General features: G+C 74.0%; 15 protein-coding genes. 8 read left to right on the top strand and 7 right to left on the bottom strand.

Annotated features, from left to right (window positions below):
• Positions 1–66: 66 nt before the first annotated feature.
• Complete coding sequence (locus ACFVXG_RS14475; protein WP_387927420.1) at positions 67–1140, bottom strand: NAD(P)-dependent alcohol dehydrogenase; 1074 nt, start codon at positions 1138–1140, stop codon at positions 67–69.
• A 189-nt stretch (positions 1141–1329) separates the two neighbouring features.
• Here ACFVXG_RS14475 and ACFVXG_RS14470 point away from each other — a divergent pair, with 189 nt between their 5' ends.
• On the top strand, positions 1330–2226 hold the full coding sequence (locus tag ACFVXG_RS14470) for a helix-turn-helix domain-containing protein (protein ID WP_387927418.1): 897 nt from the start codon (positions 1330–1332) through the stop codon (positions 2224–2226).
• Between the two features lie 7 nt (positions 2227–2233).
• Here ACFVXG_RS14470 and ACFVXG_RS14465 read toward each other — a convergent pair whose 3' ends face one another.
• Positions 2234–3637: a selenium-binding protein SBP56-related protein gene (locus tag ACFVXG_RS14465; RefSeq protein ID WP_387927417.1), complete on the bottom strand. Its 1404-nt coding sequence runs from the start codon at positions 3635–3637 to the stop codon at positions 2234–2236.
• 246 nt (positions 3638–3883) lie between these two features.
• Between ACFVXG_RS14465 and ACFVXG_RS14460 the strand changes: the two genes are divergently transcribed.
• Positions 3884–4855 (top strand): alpha/beta hydrolase, encoded by a 972-nt coding sequence (locus ACFVXG_RS14460; protein ID WP_387927415.1) that lies wholly within the window; start codon positions 3884–3886, stop codon positions 4853–4855.
• 95 nt (positions 4856–4950) lie between these two features.
• Positions 4951–5745, top strand: coding sequence for a spermidine synthase (locus ACFVXG_RS14455; RefSeq protein ID WP_387927839.1), 795 nt, complete (start codon positions 4951–4953; stop codon positions 5743–5745).
• A 100-nt stretch (positions 5746–5845) separates the two neighbouring features.
• Here ACFVXG_RS14455 and ACFVXG_RS14450 read toward each other — a convergent pair whose 3' ends face one another.
• Positions 5846–6250 carry a hypothetical protein gene (locus ACFVXG_RS14450; protein ID WP_387927413.1) on the bottom strand — a complete coding sequence of 135 codons (405 nt, stop codon included), beginning with the start codon at positions 6248–6250 and terminating at the stop codon, positions 5846–5848.
• A 285-nt stretch (positions 6251–6535) separates the two neighbouring features.
• Entirely contained in the window at positions 6536–6853 is a 318-nt protein-coding gene (locus ACFVXG_RS14445; RefSeq protein ID WP_387927411.1) for an ArsR/SmtB family transcription factor, read from the bottom strand.
• Positions 6854–6999: 146 nt separating this feature from the next.
• Here ACFVXG_RS14445 and ACFVXG_RS14440 point away from each other — a divergent pair, with 146 nt between their 5' ends.
• On the top strand, positions 7000–8238 hold the full coding sequence (locus ACFVXG_RS14440) for an MFS transporter (protein ID WP_387927409.1): 1239 nt from the start codon (positions 7000–7002) through the stop codon (positions 8236–8238).
• On the opposite strand, the gene ACFVXG_RS14435 is transcribed toward ACFVXG_RS14440, so the two are convergent.
• Complete coding sequence (locus ACFVXG_RS14435; protein WP_387927408.1) at positions 8187–9419, bottom strand: enoyl-[acyl-carrier-protein] reductase FabV; 1233 nt, start codon at positions 9417–9419, stop codon at positions 8187–8189. The genes ACFVXG_RS14440 and ACFVXG_RS14435 overlap by 52 nt on opposite strands.
• A 284-nt stretch (positions 9420–9703) precedes the next feature.
• Here ACFVXG_RS14435 and ACFVXG_RS14430 point away from each other — a divergent pair, with 284 nt between their 5' ends.
• The 4 genes from ACFVXG_RS14430 (at position 9704) to ACFVXG_RS14415 (ending at position 13151) form a co-directional block, all read left to right on the top strand.
• Entirely contained in the window at positions 9704–10525 is an 822-nt protein-coding gene (locus ACFVXG_RS14430) for a class I SAM-dependent methyltransferase (RefSeq protein ID WP_387927407.1), read from the top strand.
• A 203-nt stretch (positions 10526–10728) separates the two neighbouring features.
• Complete coding sequence (locus tag ACFVXG_RS14425) at positions 10729–11406, top strand: DedA family protein (RefSeq protein WP_387927405.1); 678 nt, start codon at positions 10729–10731, stop codon at positions 11404–11406.
• Positions 11407–11634: 228 nt separating this feature from the next.
• Positions 11635–12534, top strand: coding sequence for a Gfo/Idh/MocA family protein (locus tag ACFVXG_RS14420; protein WP_387927404.1), 900 nt, complete (start codon positions 11635–11637; stop codon positions 12532–12534).
• 5 nt (positions 12535–12539) lie between these two features.
• Positions 12540–13151: a DUF402 domain-containing protein gene (locus ACFVXG_RS14415; RefSeq protein WP_387927403.1), complete on the top strand. Its 612-nt coding sequence runs from the start codon at positions 12540–12542 to the stop codon at positions 13149–13151.
• 29 nt (positions 13152–13180) lie between these two features.
• Here ACFVXG_RS14415 and ACFVXG_RS14410 read toward each other — a convergent pair whose 3' ends face one another.
• Positions 13181–13687 (bottom strand): GNAT family N-acetyltransferase, encoded by a 507-nt coding sequence (locus ACFVXG_RS14410; protein ID WP_387927401.1) that lies wholly within the window; start codon positions 13685–13687, stop codon positions 13181–13183.
• Positions 13688–13932: 245 nt separating this feature from the next.
• Positions 13933–15042: a hypothetical protein gene (locus tag ACFVXG_RS14405; protein ID WP_387927399.1), complete on the bottom strand. Its 1110-nt coding sequence runs from the start codon at positions 15040–15042 to the stop codon at positions 13933–13935.
• Between the last annotated feature and the right edge of the window lie 78 nt (positions 15043–15120).

The raw sequence follows: 15120 nt of genomic DNA, 5'->3' as shown, positions 1-15120 counted from the left end.
CCCGCGCACCGGTGGTGGGAGAGCACCAGGTGCGCGGGGCGTTCCGCCCTGCCCGGGCGGTGCCGGTCAGATGGTGGAGGCGTCGATCACGAAGCGGAACCGGACGTCGCCGTCCAGCACCCGCCGGTACGCCTCGTTGATCTGGTCGGCCCGGATCAGCTCGATCTGCGCGGCGATGCCGTGCTCCCCGCAGAAGTCCAGCATCTCCTGGGTCTCCGGCAGCCCGCCGATCGCCGAACCCGCCAGCGAGCGGCGCCCGATGGCCAGCGGGAACGGGTGCAGGGTGATCGGCTTCTCCGGCACGCCGACCTGCACCAGGGTGCCGTCGACGCGCAGCAGACCGATGTAGGCGGTCAGGTCGAGGTCGGCGGAGACCGTGTTGACGATCAGGTCGAAGCTGCCCGCGAGCTCCTCGAAGGTCGCCGGGTCGGAGGTCGCCCGGTAGTGGTCCGCGCCGAGCCGAAGGCCGTCCTCGCGCTTGCGCAGCGACTGGCTGAGCACGGTGACCTCCGCGCCCATCGCGTGGGCCAGCTGCACGCCCATGTGGCCGAGCCCGCCCAGGCCGACGATCGCGACCTTCTTGCCCGGGCCGGCGCCCCAGTGCGCCAGCGGCGAGTACAGCGTGATGCCCGCGCACAGCAGCGGTGCGGCGGCGTCCAGCGGCAGGGCGTCCGGGATGCGCAGCGCGTACGCCTCGTCGACCACCAGCTCCGCCGCGTAGCCGCCGTAGGTCGGCCGGCCGTCCTTGCCGGTGGCGTTGTAGGTGAAGACCATGCCGCCCTCGCCGGTGCAGTACTGCTGGAGCCCGGCCCGGCAGTTGTCGCACTCCCGGCAGGAGTCGACGAAGCAGCCGACCCCGACCCGGTCGCCGACCCGCCAGCGGGTGACGCCCGGGCCGACCTCGCTCACCACGCCCGCGATCTCGTGGCCCGGGACCATCGGGAAGATGCCGTCGCCCCAGTCCTCGCCGACCTGGTGGATGTCGGAGTGGCAGATGCCGGAGTACCGGACGTCGATCAGGATGTCGTGCTCGCCGACGGTGCGCGTCGTGACGGTGGTCTTCGCCAGCGGGGCCTTGGGCCGCTGGGCGGCGTAGGCGGCGACGGTGCGGGTCGTGCTCGGTGTCGTCTCGTTCGTCATGCCCACCAGCCTGCGGCGGGGCGCGGGGCCCAACCAGACCCGAGCCCGTCGTACGAAAGCGGAGCGTACGCAGGCGGAGCATACGAAGGCTGGACGTAGGAAGGCCGAGCCTACGACCGGGCAACCTACGCACGGCAGTATCACCCTCGCCCGCCCCCCGGCGGCCCACCCCGTCCGCATACTGCAGTCATGGACCAGCGCACCGAACTCATCGAGTTCCTCCGATCCCGCCGCGCCCGGCTGCGGCCCGAGGACGTGGGCCTGCCGGAGGGCACCAGCCGCCGACGGGTGCCCGGACTGCGGCGCGAGGAGCTGGCCCAGCTCGCCGGAGTCAGCACCGCCTACTACACCCGGCTCGAGCAGGGCCACGGCGAGAACGTCTCCGCGGCCGTCCTGGACGCCATCGCCCGGGTGCTGCGGCTGGGACCGGCCGAGCGCGACCACCTCGGCCGGCTCACCGAACCCGCCCGCCGCCGCCCCGGCCGCGCCGCCAGCGCCCGCCCGCAGCGGGTGCGACCCGCGCTGCAGCAGCTGCTGGACTCGATGGACGCCGTGCCCGCGTACGTGCTCGGCCGACGGCTCGACATCATCGGCTGGAACCGGCTCGGCACCGCCCTGCTCGGCGACTTCGCGGTGATGCCGCCGGAACAGCGCAACATGGCCTGGCACGTCTTCCTCGACCCGGCCGCCCGGACGCTCTTCGAGGAATGGGAGGCCAAGGCCAGCGACATCGTCGGCCTGCTGCGGCTGGACGCCGGACGCTACCCGGACGACCCCGGGCTGGCCTCGCTGATCGGTGAACTCTCCCTCAAGAGCGAGGACTTCCGGCGCCTGTGGGCCACCTACCGGATCCAGGACAAGGGCCACGGCACCAAGCGGCTGCACCACCCGGTGGTCGGCCCCCTCAGCCTCCAGTACGAGACGCTCCGCCCGGCCGGGGACAGCGACCAGGTGCTGGTCGTCTACCACGCCGAGCCGGGCTCATCCTCCGCCGAATCCCTGCGGCTGCTGGCGAGTTGGGACGCCACCGAGCTGCGCGCCGAGGCCGGCGACCCGGCCGGGAGGACCACCGGGCAGGGCCGGTAGGCACTGCCTACCGGTAGCAGTAGGAGTCCGAGGAGGCGTCCCCGCCCGCCAGGTGGGTCTGGTGGACGCGCAGCCCCCGGAAGTCGGCGCCGTGTGGGAAGAACCGTTCGTCGATGCTGAGCCCGCCGGCCACCGGGTCGGCGTCCAGCTTCACCAGCCAGGGCTCGATGCCGTCCGGGTAGAACTGGTCGTCCCAGGCGCCGTAGAGGGAGTTGGTGAGGTAGAGCCGCCGCCCGTCCCGGCTGATCTCCACCATCTGCGGCGCCCCGCTCAACGGTCGTCCCGGCTCGGCCGGGTGCGGCGTCCGGGCGGCGATGCCGCCGAGGCGGACGGAGGAGGCCAGCCGGGGGTGGAAGGGGTCCGAGACGTCGTACTGGAACAACTCGCCGGTGCCCCAGGCCGACACGTACAGCCAGCGGTCGTCCACCGACAGGTTGATGTCGGTCACCAGTGGCGGCACCGACCCGAACGGCCGCAGCGCGGGCGGGAGTTGATCGGCGGAGGCGGGCTCGGCGGGGATCTCGATCACCTTGCGGGCGGTGAACGCCGGGCCGTCCCGGTACCAGAGCCAGACGGAGGAGGAGAGGTCCTCCACGTTCACCACCACCCCGGCGAAGCCCCACTCGGCCTGCGGGTCGTGCGCCGGGCGCAGCTCCAGCACCATCTGGTACTGGTCCCCGAGGTCGACCCGCTGGAGGTGCCGTCCGGTGCCCAGCTCCCAGAAGTGCAGCGCGTGCCCGTACTTGCGGGCGAGCAGCTGCTCGGGCAGCACCCCGTCCTCGACCATCCACGGGGTGCCCCACTCGCTGGTCACCCCGACGTTCGTGCCCAGGTGCCACCAGACGTCGTAGGCGAAGTGCTGCGGCCCGCGCTCCGTCTCCCAGGGGCGCAGCACCTCGAAGGTGGTGTGGTCCAGCAGCGCCACCCCGCCGGGCCCGTCCCCGCCCTCGCCCGAGCCCAGGCAGGACAGGAAGACCCCCTCGGGGCCGCAGTGCAGGGTGTGCGGCCGCGAGTAGCCCGACTTCGCCGCCAGCTCCTTCGCCTCGATCGTCTTGACCAGTCGGGGGCGCACCGGGTCCGGGCGGGTGTCCATCACGTGCAGCCGCGAGGAGCGCAGCCCCGGCAGCAGCAGGAACCGCCGCTCCGGGTTCTCGTGGCAGGCGTGGGCCAGGGCGCTGGAGCAGGCGTTCCACCCGAAGTGGTGCAACTCGTCGCCGAGGGTCGGCAGTTCGGCGAAGTTGAGGACCTTCCCGTAGTCCGGCGAGGCCGGATCGGTGTCCACGGTGAGCAGGGCATCCGGCCGCCGGGCCGATCGGTCGAACCCGGCCACGTACGCCAGCCGCTCCGGCGGCGCCGCGATCGCCTCGGCGGCCGAACGGTAGAGCGACGGATCGGTATGCCCGTGCTGCATGCAAACTCCCCAACTCGCCGTGTCTGTCCGGGAAGCGTTCCACATGACCACCGGCGCACAGCAGGCGCACGGGAAGCGGCCGGGAGGCGGCCGGGAGGCGCGGACGGGCGCCGCGGCCGCGCCGCCCGGGCGGGTGCCCGGCCTCCGCCGCGCGGGGCGGGGCTACCGGCCGGTATGGTCGGGGGCGGAACGGGTGGTGACCTGCCGAAAAGGGCGGGCGGAGCAGAGGGACGGGTGCGGCGGCAGATGGAGTTTCGGGAAGACATCCTGGGTGCCCCCTACGAGGCGGCCGAGCTGACGCTGCGGCCCGACGAGGAGGGGGCGGTCTGCGCGACCCTGGTGCGGCGGGTGGTGCCGGGGGCGGAGCGGGCGGTGCTGTACGTCCACGGGTACAACGACTACTTCTTCCAGACCAACCTGGCCGACCACTACACCGCGCTCGGGTTCTCGTTCTACGGCCTGGACCTGCGCAAGTACGGCCGCTCGCTGCGCCCGCACCAGTCCCCGAACTTCGTCCGCGACCTCGCCGAGTACGACGAGGAGATCGACGAGGCGGTCCGGATCATCCGGGAGGTGGACGGGCACCGGCAGCTGCTGCTGAACGGGCACTCCACCGGCGGGCTGGTCGGCGCCCTGTGGGCGGGCCGCCGGGCCGGGCGCGGGGTGGTGGACGGGCTGTTCCTGAACAGCCCGTTCCTGTCGATGCCCGCCGGGGCGGCCGTGCGGACCGCGGGCGGGCCGGTGGTGACGGCGCTCGGGCGGATGAAGCCGACCCGGATCCTGCCCTCCTCGCTCAACCCGCACTACACCCACAGCCTGCACAAGGACCACAAGGGCGAGTGGGACTTCGACCTCGCCCTCAAGCCCGCCGAGGGCTTCCCGCTGTACGCGGGCTGGCTGGCCGCGATCCACCAGGGGCACCGGCAGCTGCGGCACGGGCTGGGCATCGACGTGCCGGTGCTGCTGATGGCCTCGACGAAGTCGGTCTCCACCACCAAGTGGCACAACGCCCTGCACCACGCGGACGGGGTGCTGCGCGCCGACGACATCGCCGCGCAGGGGCCCAGGCTGGGCGGGCACGTCACGGTGGTACGGATCGAGGGCGGCATGCACGACCTGGTGCTCTCCGGCGAGAAGGCCCGCACCGAGGTGTTCGCCGAACTGGACCGCTGGCTCGAGGCCTACCTGGACGTGCGCCCGGTGGGGGAGCCCGCGTGACGGACGAGCCGGTGCGGGACGAGTCGGAGGCAGAGGCAGAGGCGGACGAGCCGGTGCCGGTCGGCCGGCGCACCGACCTCGGCTTCGCCAAGCTCATGCCCGACATCGACCGGGACGGCGGCTGGCTGCTCACCCTGGACGGCACCCCGCAGTCCTACGTCGACCTCGCCGACCCGACCCACCTGGAGTTCGAGTACACCCGCCGGCTCGGCCACCTCGCCGACGCCCTGGCGCCCGCCGGCCGCCCGCTGGACGTGCTGCACCTGGGCGGCGGCGCGCTCACCATGCCGCGCTACCTGGCCGCCACCCGGCCCGGCTCGCGCCAGCGGGTGGTGGAGGTGGACGGGCCGCTGCTGGAGCTGGTCGCCGAGCACCTGCCCTGGCAGGGCCCGGGCGCGGACGTCACGGCGACGGTCGGCGACGCCCGGGAGGCGCTGGCCGCCACCCCGGCCGACTCGCAGGACCTGCTGATCGCGGATGTCTTCCACGGCTCCCGCACCCCGGCGCACCTCACCTCGGTGGAGTTCCTGCGCCTCGCGGCGACGGCGCTGCGCCCCGGCGGCTGCTACGCGGCCAACCTGGCGGACGGCCCGCCGCTGGCCTTCGCCAAGGCCCAGGCGGCCACGGTGCGGGCGGTGTTCCCGTACGTCTGCCTGGTGGCGGAGGCCCCGGTGCTGCGCGGTCGCCGGTACGGCAACATCCTGCTGGCCGGCTCCACGGCGCCGCTGCCGGTGGCGGAGCTGACCCGGCTGCTGGCGGGCGACGTCTTCCCGGCCCGGCTCACCGACGGCGAGCAGCTGGCCGCCCTGGTCGGCCGGACCGCCCCGGTCACCGACGCGGACGCCACCGACTCCCCGCCCCCGCCGGACGGCGCCTTCAGCGTGGGCTGAGGCCACGTCGGAGTGGTGGCGCAGCCGGGGAGCCGGCCCGGACGAGCTGTCCGGGCCGGCTCCCCGCCGTCGTGCTACCTGCTGTACGGCAGACCCGTGATCAGAGCCAGGCGCCGTTCTGCACCGTCTGCACGTACGCGCCGTTCTTCATGGCGACGGCCTTCCCGCCCCACATGCCGGGGACGTAGGCGGACGTGGCGGCCCAGGTGCTGTCGTACTGGTCCACCGGCGAGCACTGGACGTCCTCGGTGTAGACGTTGCCCAGCGAGTTGATCTGGAGCCAGATGCAGATCTTGTCGACGGCGCCGCCGCAGTTGTCACCGCCACCGTTGACCCGGACCGTGCCGTTGCCGTCCCGGTAGGGCTGGCCGACGTGGAGGTTGCACGACGACAGGGACGGTGAGTGGGACGTAGCCGGGGCGGCGACGGCCGTGCCGGCCGTGCCGAGCCCTGCGATGACGACAGCGGCCGCACCCGCAGCGGCGAACCTTCGCATACCGAACATGAATTTCTCCCCGTGCTTGGCGGGGGCCACATGAGCCCCACGAGATGCCTCGCTGATCGTGCGCCTCGTCCATTTCATCGTCAACATCGATAAACGGATTCGGAGTTGGTGATTCCACTTAAAGAGGAATCGGACCTGCCGCTTCCATGGCAAGGGGGTGGAGGGTTGGGCATCGCACGGGCACGAACATGTCAGGATCGCGGTGAGGGGGGAGAAAGTTCGATCCGTATCGGCCAAACAGTTGGCCGGCGCACGGTGGTCGACGCGGTGGCCCGCCTTCCCGACTCAGGCTGCGCCGTCGATGTTGTCCAGCACGGCGCGGAGCAGGCCGGGGAAGCGCTCCTCGAACTCGTCGGCGCGCAGTCGGGCGCTCTGCTGCTGGCCCTGGGCGGTGCGGAGGATCAGGCCGCACTGGCGCAGCACCCGGAAGTGGTGCGAGGCGTTCGACTTGCTGATGCCCAGGGCGTTGTAGATCACCGAGCACTCGGTCTCGCCCTCCCGCGCCAGCAGGTCGACGATCCGCAGCCGCAGTGGATCGCTGAGGCCGTGCATGGCCTCGGCCAGGCTGACGGCGGCCAGTTCGGCGTGGAACGCATCTCGCATGGCTCGATTCTACGTTCGCCGTCCGCGGCGCTTCGGGCGTGCGCCCCAGGGCCCCCGGGTGCGGTGGGTGCGGCGGTGAGGTGTCGTCATGTCGCCTTCGCGGGGAGCCCGTTCCAAAGGTTCAACGGATGTTGTACCGTCAAACCATGAATCCACGGATCCACCTCCTGGCCCTGGGGACCTTCACCGTGGGCACCGAGGGCTACGTCATCGCCGGAGTGCTCCCGAGCGTGGCGCACGACCTGCACAGCTCGGTCTCCGTGTGCGGCCAGCTGGTCACGGTGTTCGCGCTGGTCTACGCCCTGGCCGGGCCGCCCCTGATCGGACTGTTCCACCGGGTGCCGCCCAAGCGGCTGTTGACGGGCGCCGCGCTGTTCTTCGCCCTCGCCAACGCCCTCGCCGCGGTCGCCCCCGACTTAACCGTGCTCGCCGTCGCCCGGGTGCTCGCCGCCCTCGGCGCCGCCCTCTTCGCTGCTCCGGCCGCCGCGACCGCGGCCGCGCTCTGCACCCCCGAGGAACTGCCCAGGGCCATCTCGGTGACCGCCGGCGGCAACGCCGTCGCCCTCACCCTCGGCGCCCCGATCGGGACGGTCATCGGCTCCGCCCTCGGCTGGCGCGCGTCCTTCTGGTTCGTGACGCTCCTCGCCGTGGTGACCGCCGTCGCCGTCCGGACCGGCCTGCCCGACGTCCCACCGGGCGGCAACACCGCCGCCGGGCGGCTCGGCCTGCTGCGCCGCGCCCCGGTCCGCTGGGGCCTGGCGACCACCTTCGGGCTGTTCCTCGCCGCCTACTGCGTCTACACCTACCTCGACCCGGTGGCGCACCGGGCGGCCGGGCTCGGCAGCAACGGGGTGGCCGCGCTGATGATCGTGTTCGGGACCGGCGGACTACTCGCCGGACGGACCGTCAGCGGGCTCATCGCCCGGCGCGGGGTGGCCGCGGTGCTGCGCGCAGCCCTCACCCTGATCGCCGGGCTGCTCGCCGTACTGGCCGTACTCACCGTCACCGACACCCCGCTGGTCTCCACGGTGGTCGTGTTCCCGCTGGTGTTCGCCTTCGGCGCCGCCTGGTGGTCGGGCGGCATCAGCCAGCAGACCCGGCTGGCCGGACTGGCCCCCGCCCAGCGCGCCCAGGCCCTCGGACTGCACTTCTCGGCGCAGTTCCTCGGGGTGGCGCTCGGCGGCGCGCTCGGCGGCCTCGCGCTCTCGGGCGTCGGCCCCACCGCCGTACCGGTGGTCGGCGGGGCCGTCGCCCTGCTCGCCCTGCTGAGCATCCGCCGGGTCGCCCCCGAGCCGGACGCCACCGCCGGGGCCCCGGGCCCGGCGGCCTCCGGTCAGGAGGCGGGGCTGGGCCAGGGGACGTCGGTGGCCACCGGGGCGGTGTAGTCGACGCCCGGGACGGCGAAGCCGTACAGGCGCTGCACCTCGGCGTGGAACCAGTCGAGGTCGGCGAGCTCGGCCACGGTGTCGGTGGTGGCGGCCGCCCAGCGTTCGCCGACGGCGGCCTGGACGCCGTCGGCGAGCTCCCAGCCGTCCAGGCGGACCCGGCCCTCGTCGTCCAGGACGAGCGGGGCGGCGCCGGTGAGCTGGTCCCACAGGGCGGCGAGCTGGTGCACCGGCGGGACCATGCCCGCGCCGAGGACGCCGCGCAGCAGCCCGGTGTACAGGGCGATGCCGGGGACGGCGGTGGAGGACTGGGTGACGGCGGCGCCGTTCACGGAGGTGACGGCCCGTCCGCCCACCGCCTTGCCGAGCCGCTCGTCCAGGGTGCGGGCGGTGGCCTCCAGGTGGGCCTTGGCCGCGCCGATGGTGCCCTGCCGGTAGATCGCCGCCGTCAGCGGGGAGCCGATGTACGAGAGCGCGGCGGTGGTGAAGCCCTCGCCGAGCAGTCCGCGCCCCGCCAGGTGGTCGATCCAGCGCTCCCAGTCCGCGCCGCCCATCACGGCCACGGTCTGCTCGATGTCGTCGCCCTCGGCAGGAGCGGTCTCGACCTCGCGCACCTCGGGACGGCCCTGGTCGTCGAAGACCAGCGTCCTGGTGCGGTCGGTCCGGCCGATCGGCTTGAGGACGGAGGCGTACGTGGTGCCGGTGTCGGGGTCGGTGCGCCGGGGCGCGGCCACCGAGTAGACCAGGTGGCCCAGCCGGCCGCCGAAGCGCTGCTCGATCAGGTCGGCGACCTGGTCCTTCATCGCGTCGGAGAACGCGTCGCCGTTGAGGAAGACCAGGTCCCGCCCGGCGGCGCGGGCGAGTTCGGCGGTGGCGGCGGTGCGGTACCAGCCGGCCGTGCCGGTGCGGCGCCCGGTGGGGGCCTTCTCGAAGGAGACCAGGACGCCGCGGATGCCGGCCCGCTTCAGCCCGGCGACGGCGGCGGCCAGGCCGTACCCGGCCGAGGAGCCGATGATCAGGGCCACCGGCCCCTCGCCGTCCGGCAGTTCGGCCGGGGCGGCCGGGTCGGCCGGCTCCGGGCAGTCCCGCCACATGTCGGCCACCAGCCGCTCGCAGCCCGCCGGGTGGGAGTCGAGGAACAGGAACCCCCGGTTGCGGGGGATGAGAACGCGCTCGCTCACGATGGCAGTCCTTGGGTGGGCCGGAAGGCGGGGCGGCGCCCGGTCGGGCCGCCGCGTGCTGCCAGTCTGGGACAGCACGGACCGGCCCCGGGGCCGTCACCGGGCACAACGATCACGAGTCGATCTTGGAGTGTTCCGCCACTGACGCCACTGACGCAGCGCCGCGGACGGGCCGCGGACGGGCCGCCGCCGCGCGGCGCGTCGCCGGAGAAGGCGGTGCGGGGCGGGTGTCAGAATCGGCGGGTTCATGCCGGAGCGCGGTGCACGTCCGAAGGAGTGAGCGAATGAGCGGCGGCGGGGAACGGCCGGAGTTGGGGCAGGTGCCGGAGACGGCGCTGTGGACGCTGTGGCACCGGGCGGTGGAGGCCCGGCGGCCCGACGCGGTGCTGCACGACCCGGTGGCGGTCGGGCTGGTGGGGCGGATCGACTTCCCGTTTGCGGAGCGCTTCGGGGAGGCGCCGCTGGTGAGCCAGCTGCAGGCGCTGCGGGCGGCCTGCTTCGACCGGGAGGTCGCGGACTTCCTGGACCGGTACCCGCGGGGCACGGTGGTCGGCCTCGGCGACGGGCTGGAGACCCAGGCCTGGCGGGTGGACAACGGCCGGGCGAGCTGGCTGTCGGTCGACCTGCCCGAGACGGCGCGGCTGCGGGAGCGGCTGCTGCCGCCGGACGAGCGGCACCGGATCCTCGCCTGCTCGGCCACCGACCCGCGCTGGATGGACGAGGTCGACCCGGACCCGGCCCGCGGCGTGCTGATCACCACCGAGGGCCTGCTGATGTACCTGCGGCCGACCGAGGTCCGCGAGCTGATCGCCGCCTGCGCCGAGCGCTTCCCGGGCGGCGCGCTGGTGCTGGACGCGGTGCCGCGCTGGGCCGGCCGCCGGGCGGTAGCGGGGAAGCTGCGGGACCGGTACTACCAGACGCCGCCGATGCCCTTCGGCATGGACGCCGACGAGCTGGACCAGCTGGCACAGGCGCACTCGGCGGTCACCGACGTGCGCGAGGTGTACCCGGAGGGCGGGCGCGGACTGCTGCGGGCCCTGCTGCCGCTCGCGCGCGCGATCAAGCAGCGACCGTCGGTCGTCGCACTGCGTTTTACCGAATCTTGAAGAAATGCTGGTCAGCCTGGAACTATGGGTGCCGGGACGTACGTCGTAACGACGGGTGATCGGCCAGGGGGACGGGCCGCCCGGCACGTTAGGCTGCGCCCCGGGGGGAGCGGCCAGGGTGCCGCCATCGGACAACCGCCGGGACGGGCGTGCGGCTCCACGGGGAGCCGGCCCCGGCCCGACCTGCCACGGAGGTACTGGCCTTGCACATCGACGCCTGGATCGAGAGCGTCCCACCGACGGCGGTGTACGCCCTGATCGGCCTGATCATCGGGATCGAATCGCTGGGCATCCCGCTGCCCGGCGAGATCGCGCTGGTCACGGCGTCCCTGATGGCGGTCAAGGGTGTGGTCAGCCCGTGGGGGATCGCGGCCTGCGCGATCGCGGGCGCGATCATCGGCGACTCGATCGGCTACTCGATCGGCCGCAAGGGGGGCAAGCCGCTGTTCGAGAAGCTCGGACGGAAGTTCCCCAAGCACTTCGGGCCCGCCCACCTGGCCACCGCCGAGCGCTCCTTCCAGAAGTGGGGCATGTGGGCGGTCTTCTTCGGCCGCTTCATCGCCCTGCTGCGCATCTTCGCCGGCCCGCTCGCGGGCGCGCTGAAGATGCCGTACTGGAAGTTCCTGATCGCCAACGTGCTGGGCGGCGTGATCTGGGCCGGCGGTACGACGCTGCTGGTCTACAAGGTCGGCAAGGCCATTGAGCCCTGGCTGTCCCGGTTCTCCTGGGCGGGCCTGGCGGCCGCCGTGGTGATCGGGGCGATCTCGGCCTGGGTGATGAAGCGCCGGGCGGCCAAGACCCACGCCAAGATCGAGGCGGAGGAGGCGGCCAAGGCCGCCGCCGAGGCCGGCGCGGCCGTGAAGGCTCCCGCCGCCGAGTGACACCGCAGGGCCGCCCACCGGGAGCGGCCGTGCACGAGCCGACCCGCGGCCTGGCCGCGGGTCGGCTCTTCCGCGTCACGATGTCCGCGGCACGGCCGGCTCCGCCGTGGAGCGGCCCCGGCGGGCGGAGCCGACCGGCCGATACGCTCGGGGCCGACCTGCGGGAACGCGCCCGGCTGCGGCAGCCGGGCGCTCGGCCCGCGCGGCACACCGAGGAACGGAGACATCGTGCGGATCGGACTGCTGGGCACCGGCACCTGGGCGGAGCGGGTGCACGCACCCGTGCTCGCCGAGCACCCCGGGCTGGAGTTCACCGGCGTCTGGGGCCGCCGACCGGAGGCCGCCGAGGCGCTCGGCGCCGCCCACGGCGTGCCCGGGTACGGCGACCTCGACCGACTGCTGGCCGAGGTGGACGCCGTCTCGATCGCCCTGCCGCCGTCCGTCCAGGCCGGGCTCGCGGTCCGGGCCGCCGGGGCCGGCTGCCACCTGCTGCTGGACAAGCCGGTCGCGTTCACCGTGCCGGACGCCCGGGCGGTGGCCGAGGCGGTGCGCGGGCACGGCGTCGCCTCCGTGGTGTTCTTCACCGTCCGCTTCGGCGGCGAGCAGATCCCGTGGATCGAGCGGCACACGGAGCTCGGCGGCTGGTTCACCGGCCGCTCCGACTGGCTCGGCTCCGTTTTCGCCCCGGGCAGCACCAGCCCGTACGCGGCCTCGCCCTGGCGCCGGGACAAGGGCGCGCTGTGGGACGTCGGCCCGCACGCGCTGTCCGTCCTGCTGCCGGTGCTGGGCGACGCGACCGAGGTCACGGCCGTCGCCGGGCCGCTGGACACCGTCCACCTGGTGCTCCGGCACACCGGCGGCGCCTCCAGCACGCTGGCGCTGAGCCTCACCGCCCCGCGCGCGGGCGGCGGCGTCGCGATGGAGCTGCGCGGCGAGCACGGGGTGGCTCAGCTGCCCGAGCGCGGTGAGGGCCCGACGGCGGCCCTGCACCGGGCGGTGGACGCCCTGCTGGCCTCCGCCGCCACGGGCGAGCCGCACCCCTGCGGGGCGGACTTCGGCCTGCGCGTGGTGGAGATCCTGGCGGGCGCCGAGCGCTCCCTGGCCGTCGGCGGCCCGGTGGAGGTGTGAGGCCCGTGGACCACGCCCCGGGGACGGTGCTGCGCTGGAACTTCCACTTCGGCGGGCAGCTGACCAGCTGCCTGCCGATGCGGGTGGTCGAATGCGGTCCGGACGGGCTGCTGCTCTGGCTGGCGGCCGGCTCACCACTGTGGAAGGCCGAGCTGCCCGGCGGTCGGCACATCCGGGACATCCCACCGGAGAGCCACCCCGTCAGGGGCTATCCGCTGGTGCCCGGCGAGTGGGACGCGGTGAGCGCGCTGATCCACCAGCCGGCCGGCGAGCCGTACGCGATCTGGTGGATCTTCAAGCCCGGCACCGGCTTCTCGCACTGGTACGTGAACCTGGAGCGCCGCGAGTACCGGGGTGAGGAGATCGACGTCCACGACCTGGAGCTGGACCTGGAGGTGGACGCCGAACGTCGGTGGCGCTGGAAGGACGAGGAGTCCTTCGCCGCCAAGACCGGGCACCCGGCGTACTGGAGCGCCGCCGAGGCCCGTGCGGTCAGGGCGGCCGGTGAGGCGGTGGCACGGCTGGTCGAGGCGGGGGCGTTCCCCTTCGACGGGACCCACCGGGACTTCACCCCGCCCGCCGGCTGGGCCCTGCCGGACCGGCCGACGCTCGGCTGAGCGCCGGCCGGCCGACGGCAGGGGGTGGGTCAGATGCCGAACGGTGCCGCGTAGCGGACCGTGCCGGCGGGCAGCGGGTGGTCGGCGTCGAGTGCGAGGGCCATCAGGGCCTCGTCCGGGACGTCGATGGTCAGGCCGATGCCGTGGGCGGAGGCCCGGGTGAAGCCGAACCGGGGGTAGTAGTCCGGGTGCCCGAGGACGACGACGTGGCGCTCGCCCAGCTCGCGCGCTGCCGCGAGGGCGGCCCGGACGGCGGCGGAGCCGGCGCCGGTCCGCTGGTACGCGGGGAGGACGGCGCACGGGGCCAGGCACAGGGCCGGGACGTCGCCGATGTGGCAGCGGGTCAGCAGGGCGTGGCCGACGACGGTGCCGGAGGCGTCGGTGGAGACGAGGGACAGGCCCTCGATCCAGGCCGGGTCGGCGCGCAGCGCGTCGACGAGGTCGGCCTCGGCCGGGGTGCCGAAGGCGGCGGCGTTGAGGGCGTGGACGGTCGGGATGTCGGCGCCGGTCTCGGCGCGGGTGATCCAGTTGCGCATGGCGGTACGGGGGTTCCGTTCCTGAAGGGGGTACGTGTGACGCCCCGCGAGCTCACGCTCCCGGCGGGGCAGGACAGGGCGAGGTCAGGCCGCGGCCCGGGACGTGAGGGAGACCCGGACGCTGCGCACGGCGGCTCTGGACGCGGTCATCGACCCCACCTCCCCACTCTCTCTGCTCTGACTGCTCTGATCGGCACGTACTGCGTTCGAGCGTACCCGACCCGTTCCGGCGGCTCCAGTTGTTTTCAGGCGGGCGGCAGCCCGGGCGCGGAGGACTCCGGCCGGCGGTCGGTCGGCCGGGCCGGGGGGATGACCGGGGCGTGGAAGTCGCGCGGGCCGGTCCACAGGGCAGGGACGGCGTCGCCGCGCCGGGCCAGCTCGTACGCGAGCGCCTCGTAGTTGACCCGCCAGCCGCGGAAGTGCCGCCAGGCGTCCTCGGTCGGGCGCTCGCGTGGGAAACCCGCCGCGGTGATCATCGCGACGGCGCCCAGGTACTCGGCGTAGGTGAGCCGGATCGGGGTGTCCGGGTCCGGGTCGGCGTCGAAGTCGATCCGCAGCGCGCGGCCGATGTCGCGCATCGCGGTGAAGCCGGCCCGGACCACCAGCCGGGCCTCGGGCGGGGCCGAGCGCGGGCAGAGGGCGAGGTGGAGGGCGGCGGCGTCCATCACCGCGATCAGCCCGACCACCCAGCTGCGGTTCGGCTGGGGGGAGCGGAAGGCCAGCAGCACCGGGTAGTTGGAGTGGCTCTCGCCGATGTCGGCGGCCAGCCGCTCCCAGTCGCGGTAGAGCTGGGGGAGCGCGGTCTCGGTGTCGACCAGGGACTGACGGGCGAGCAGCTCCGGGCCCCAGGCGGGCTCGCCGGCCCGGGACTGCAGCAGCGTCACCTCGGTCTCGCGCCGCTGGTAGGCCGCGTACAGGGTGGGCAGGTAGGCGATCTGCAGGGCGATCACCAGCGGGCCGCTGGCGGCGGCCATGAAGTCGATCGCGGAGAGCTGGAGCCGTTCGCCGCTCGCGTACCCGAGGGTGAAGAGGCTGGATCCGGCCTCCCGGATGGACACCGACCAGCTGAGTTCCGAGGTGCCGTGCAGCAGCAGGGTGTAGGCGACCAGCATCCCGCTGAGCCACACCGTGAGCATGCCGAGCAGCACCAGCGGCGCCAGCCAGGTCAGTGCGCGGTCCTGGGCCCGGTAGGTGCCGAAGGGCGCGGCCCACAGCCGCAGCGTGGTGCGCAGCACGGCCCAGAGCCGGAACACCAGGGCCGAGTAGAGCCCCCGGGGGACCACCAGGGTGCGCAGGATGCTGCCCACGACGAGCAGGAGCAGCAGCACGCCGAGCAGGGTGTGGATCAACCTCATGGCGACATTGTGGCGGTAGGCCGCAGGCGGCGCGGGGTCGGACGGCCCGTCGGACGGCCCGTTGGACGCTGCGGTGTC

The organism is Kitasatospora sp. NPDC058162, from assembly GCF_042884005.1.
Taxonomy (GTDB): Bacteria; Actinomycetota; Actinomycetes; order Streptomycetales; family Streptomycetaceae; genus Kitasatospora.
The sequence above is the reverse complement of the archived record's forward strand: the minus strand, read 5'-3'. Positions and strand labels throughout refer to the sequence as shown.

Excerpts from the sequence above, each read along its gene's own strand:
- ACFVXG_RS14430 (WP_387927407.1), top strand. The coding sequence starts at position 9,704 with ATGAGCGGCGGCGGGGAACGGCCGGAGTTGGGGCAGGTGCCGGAGACG.
- ACFVXG_RS14405 (WP_387927399.1), bottom strand. The coding sequence starts at position 15,042 with ATGAGGTTGATCCACACCCTGCTCGGCGTGCTGCTGCTCCTGCTCGTC.
- ACFVXG_RS14455 (WP_387927839.1), top strand. The coding sequence starts at position 4,951 with ATGCCCGACATCGACCGGGACGGCGGCTGGCTGCTCACCCTGGACGGC.
- ACFVXG_RS14450 (WP_387927413.1), bottom strand. The coding sequence starts at position 6,250 with ATGTTCGGTATGCGAAGGTTCGCCGCTGCGGGTGCGGCCGCTGTCGTC.
- ACFVXG_RS14440 (WP_387927409.1), top strand. The coding sequence starts at position 7,000 with ATGAATCCACGGATCCACCTCCTGGCCCTGGGGACCTTCACCGTGGGC.
- ACFVXG_RS14465 (WP_387927417.1), bottom strand. The coding sequence starts at position 3,637 with ATGCAGCACGGGCATACCGATCCGTCGCTCTACCGTTCGGCCGCCGAG.
- ACFVXG_RS14410 (WP_387927401.1), bottom strand. The coding sequence starts at position 13,687 with ATGCGCAACTGGATCACCCGCGCCGAGACCGGCGCCGACATCCCGACC.
- ACFVXG_RS14475 (WP_387927420.1), bottom strand. The coding sequence starts at position 1,140 with ATGACGAACGAGACGACACCGAGCACGACCCGCACCGTCGCCGCCTAC.
- ACFVXG_RS14470 (WP_387927418.1), top strand. The coding sequence starts at position 1,330 with ATGGACCAGCGCACCGAACTCATCGAGTTCCTCCGATCCCGCCGCGCC.
- ACFVXG_RS14460 (WP_387927415.1), top strand. The coding sequence starts at position 3,884 with ATGGAGTTTCGGGAAGACATCCTGGGTGCCCCCTACGAGGCGGCCGAG.
- ACFVXG_RS14445 (WP_387927411.1), bottom strand. The coding sequence starts at position 6,853 with ATGCGAGATGCGTTCCACGCCGAACTGGCCGCCGTCAGCCTGGCCGAG.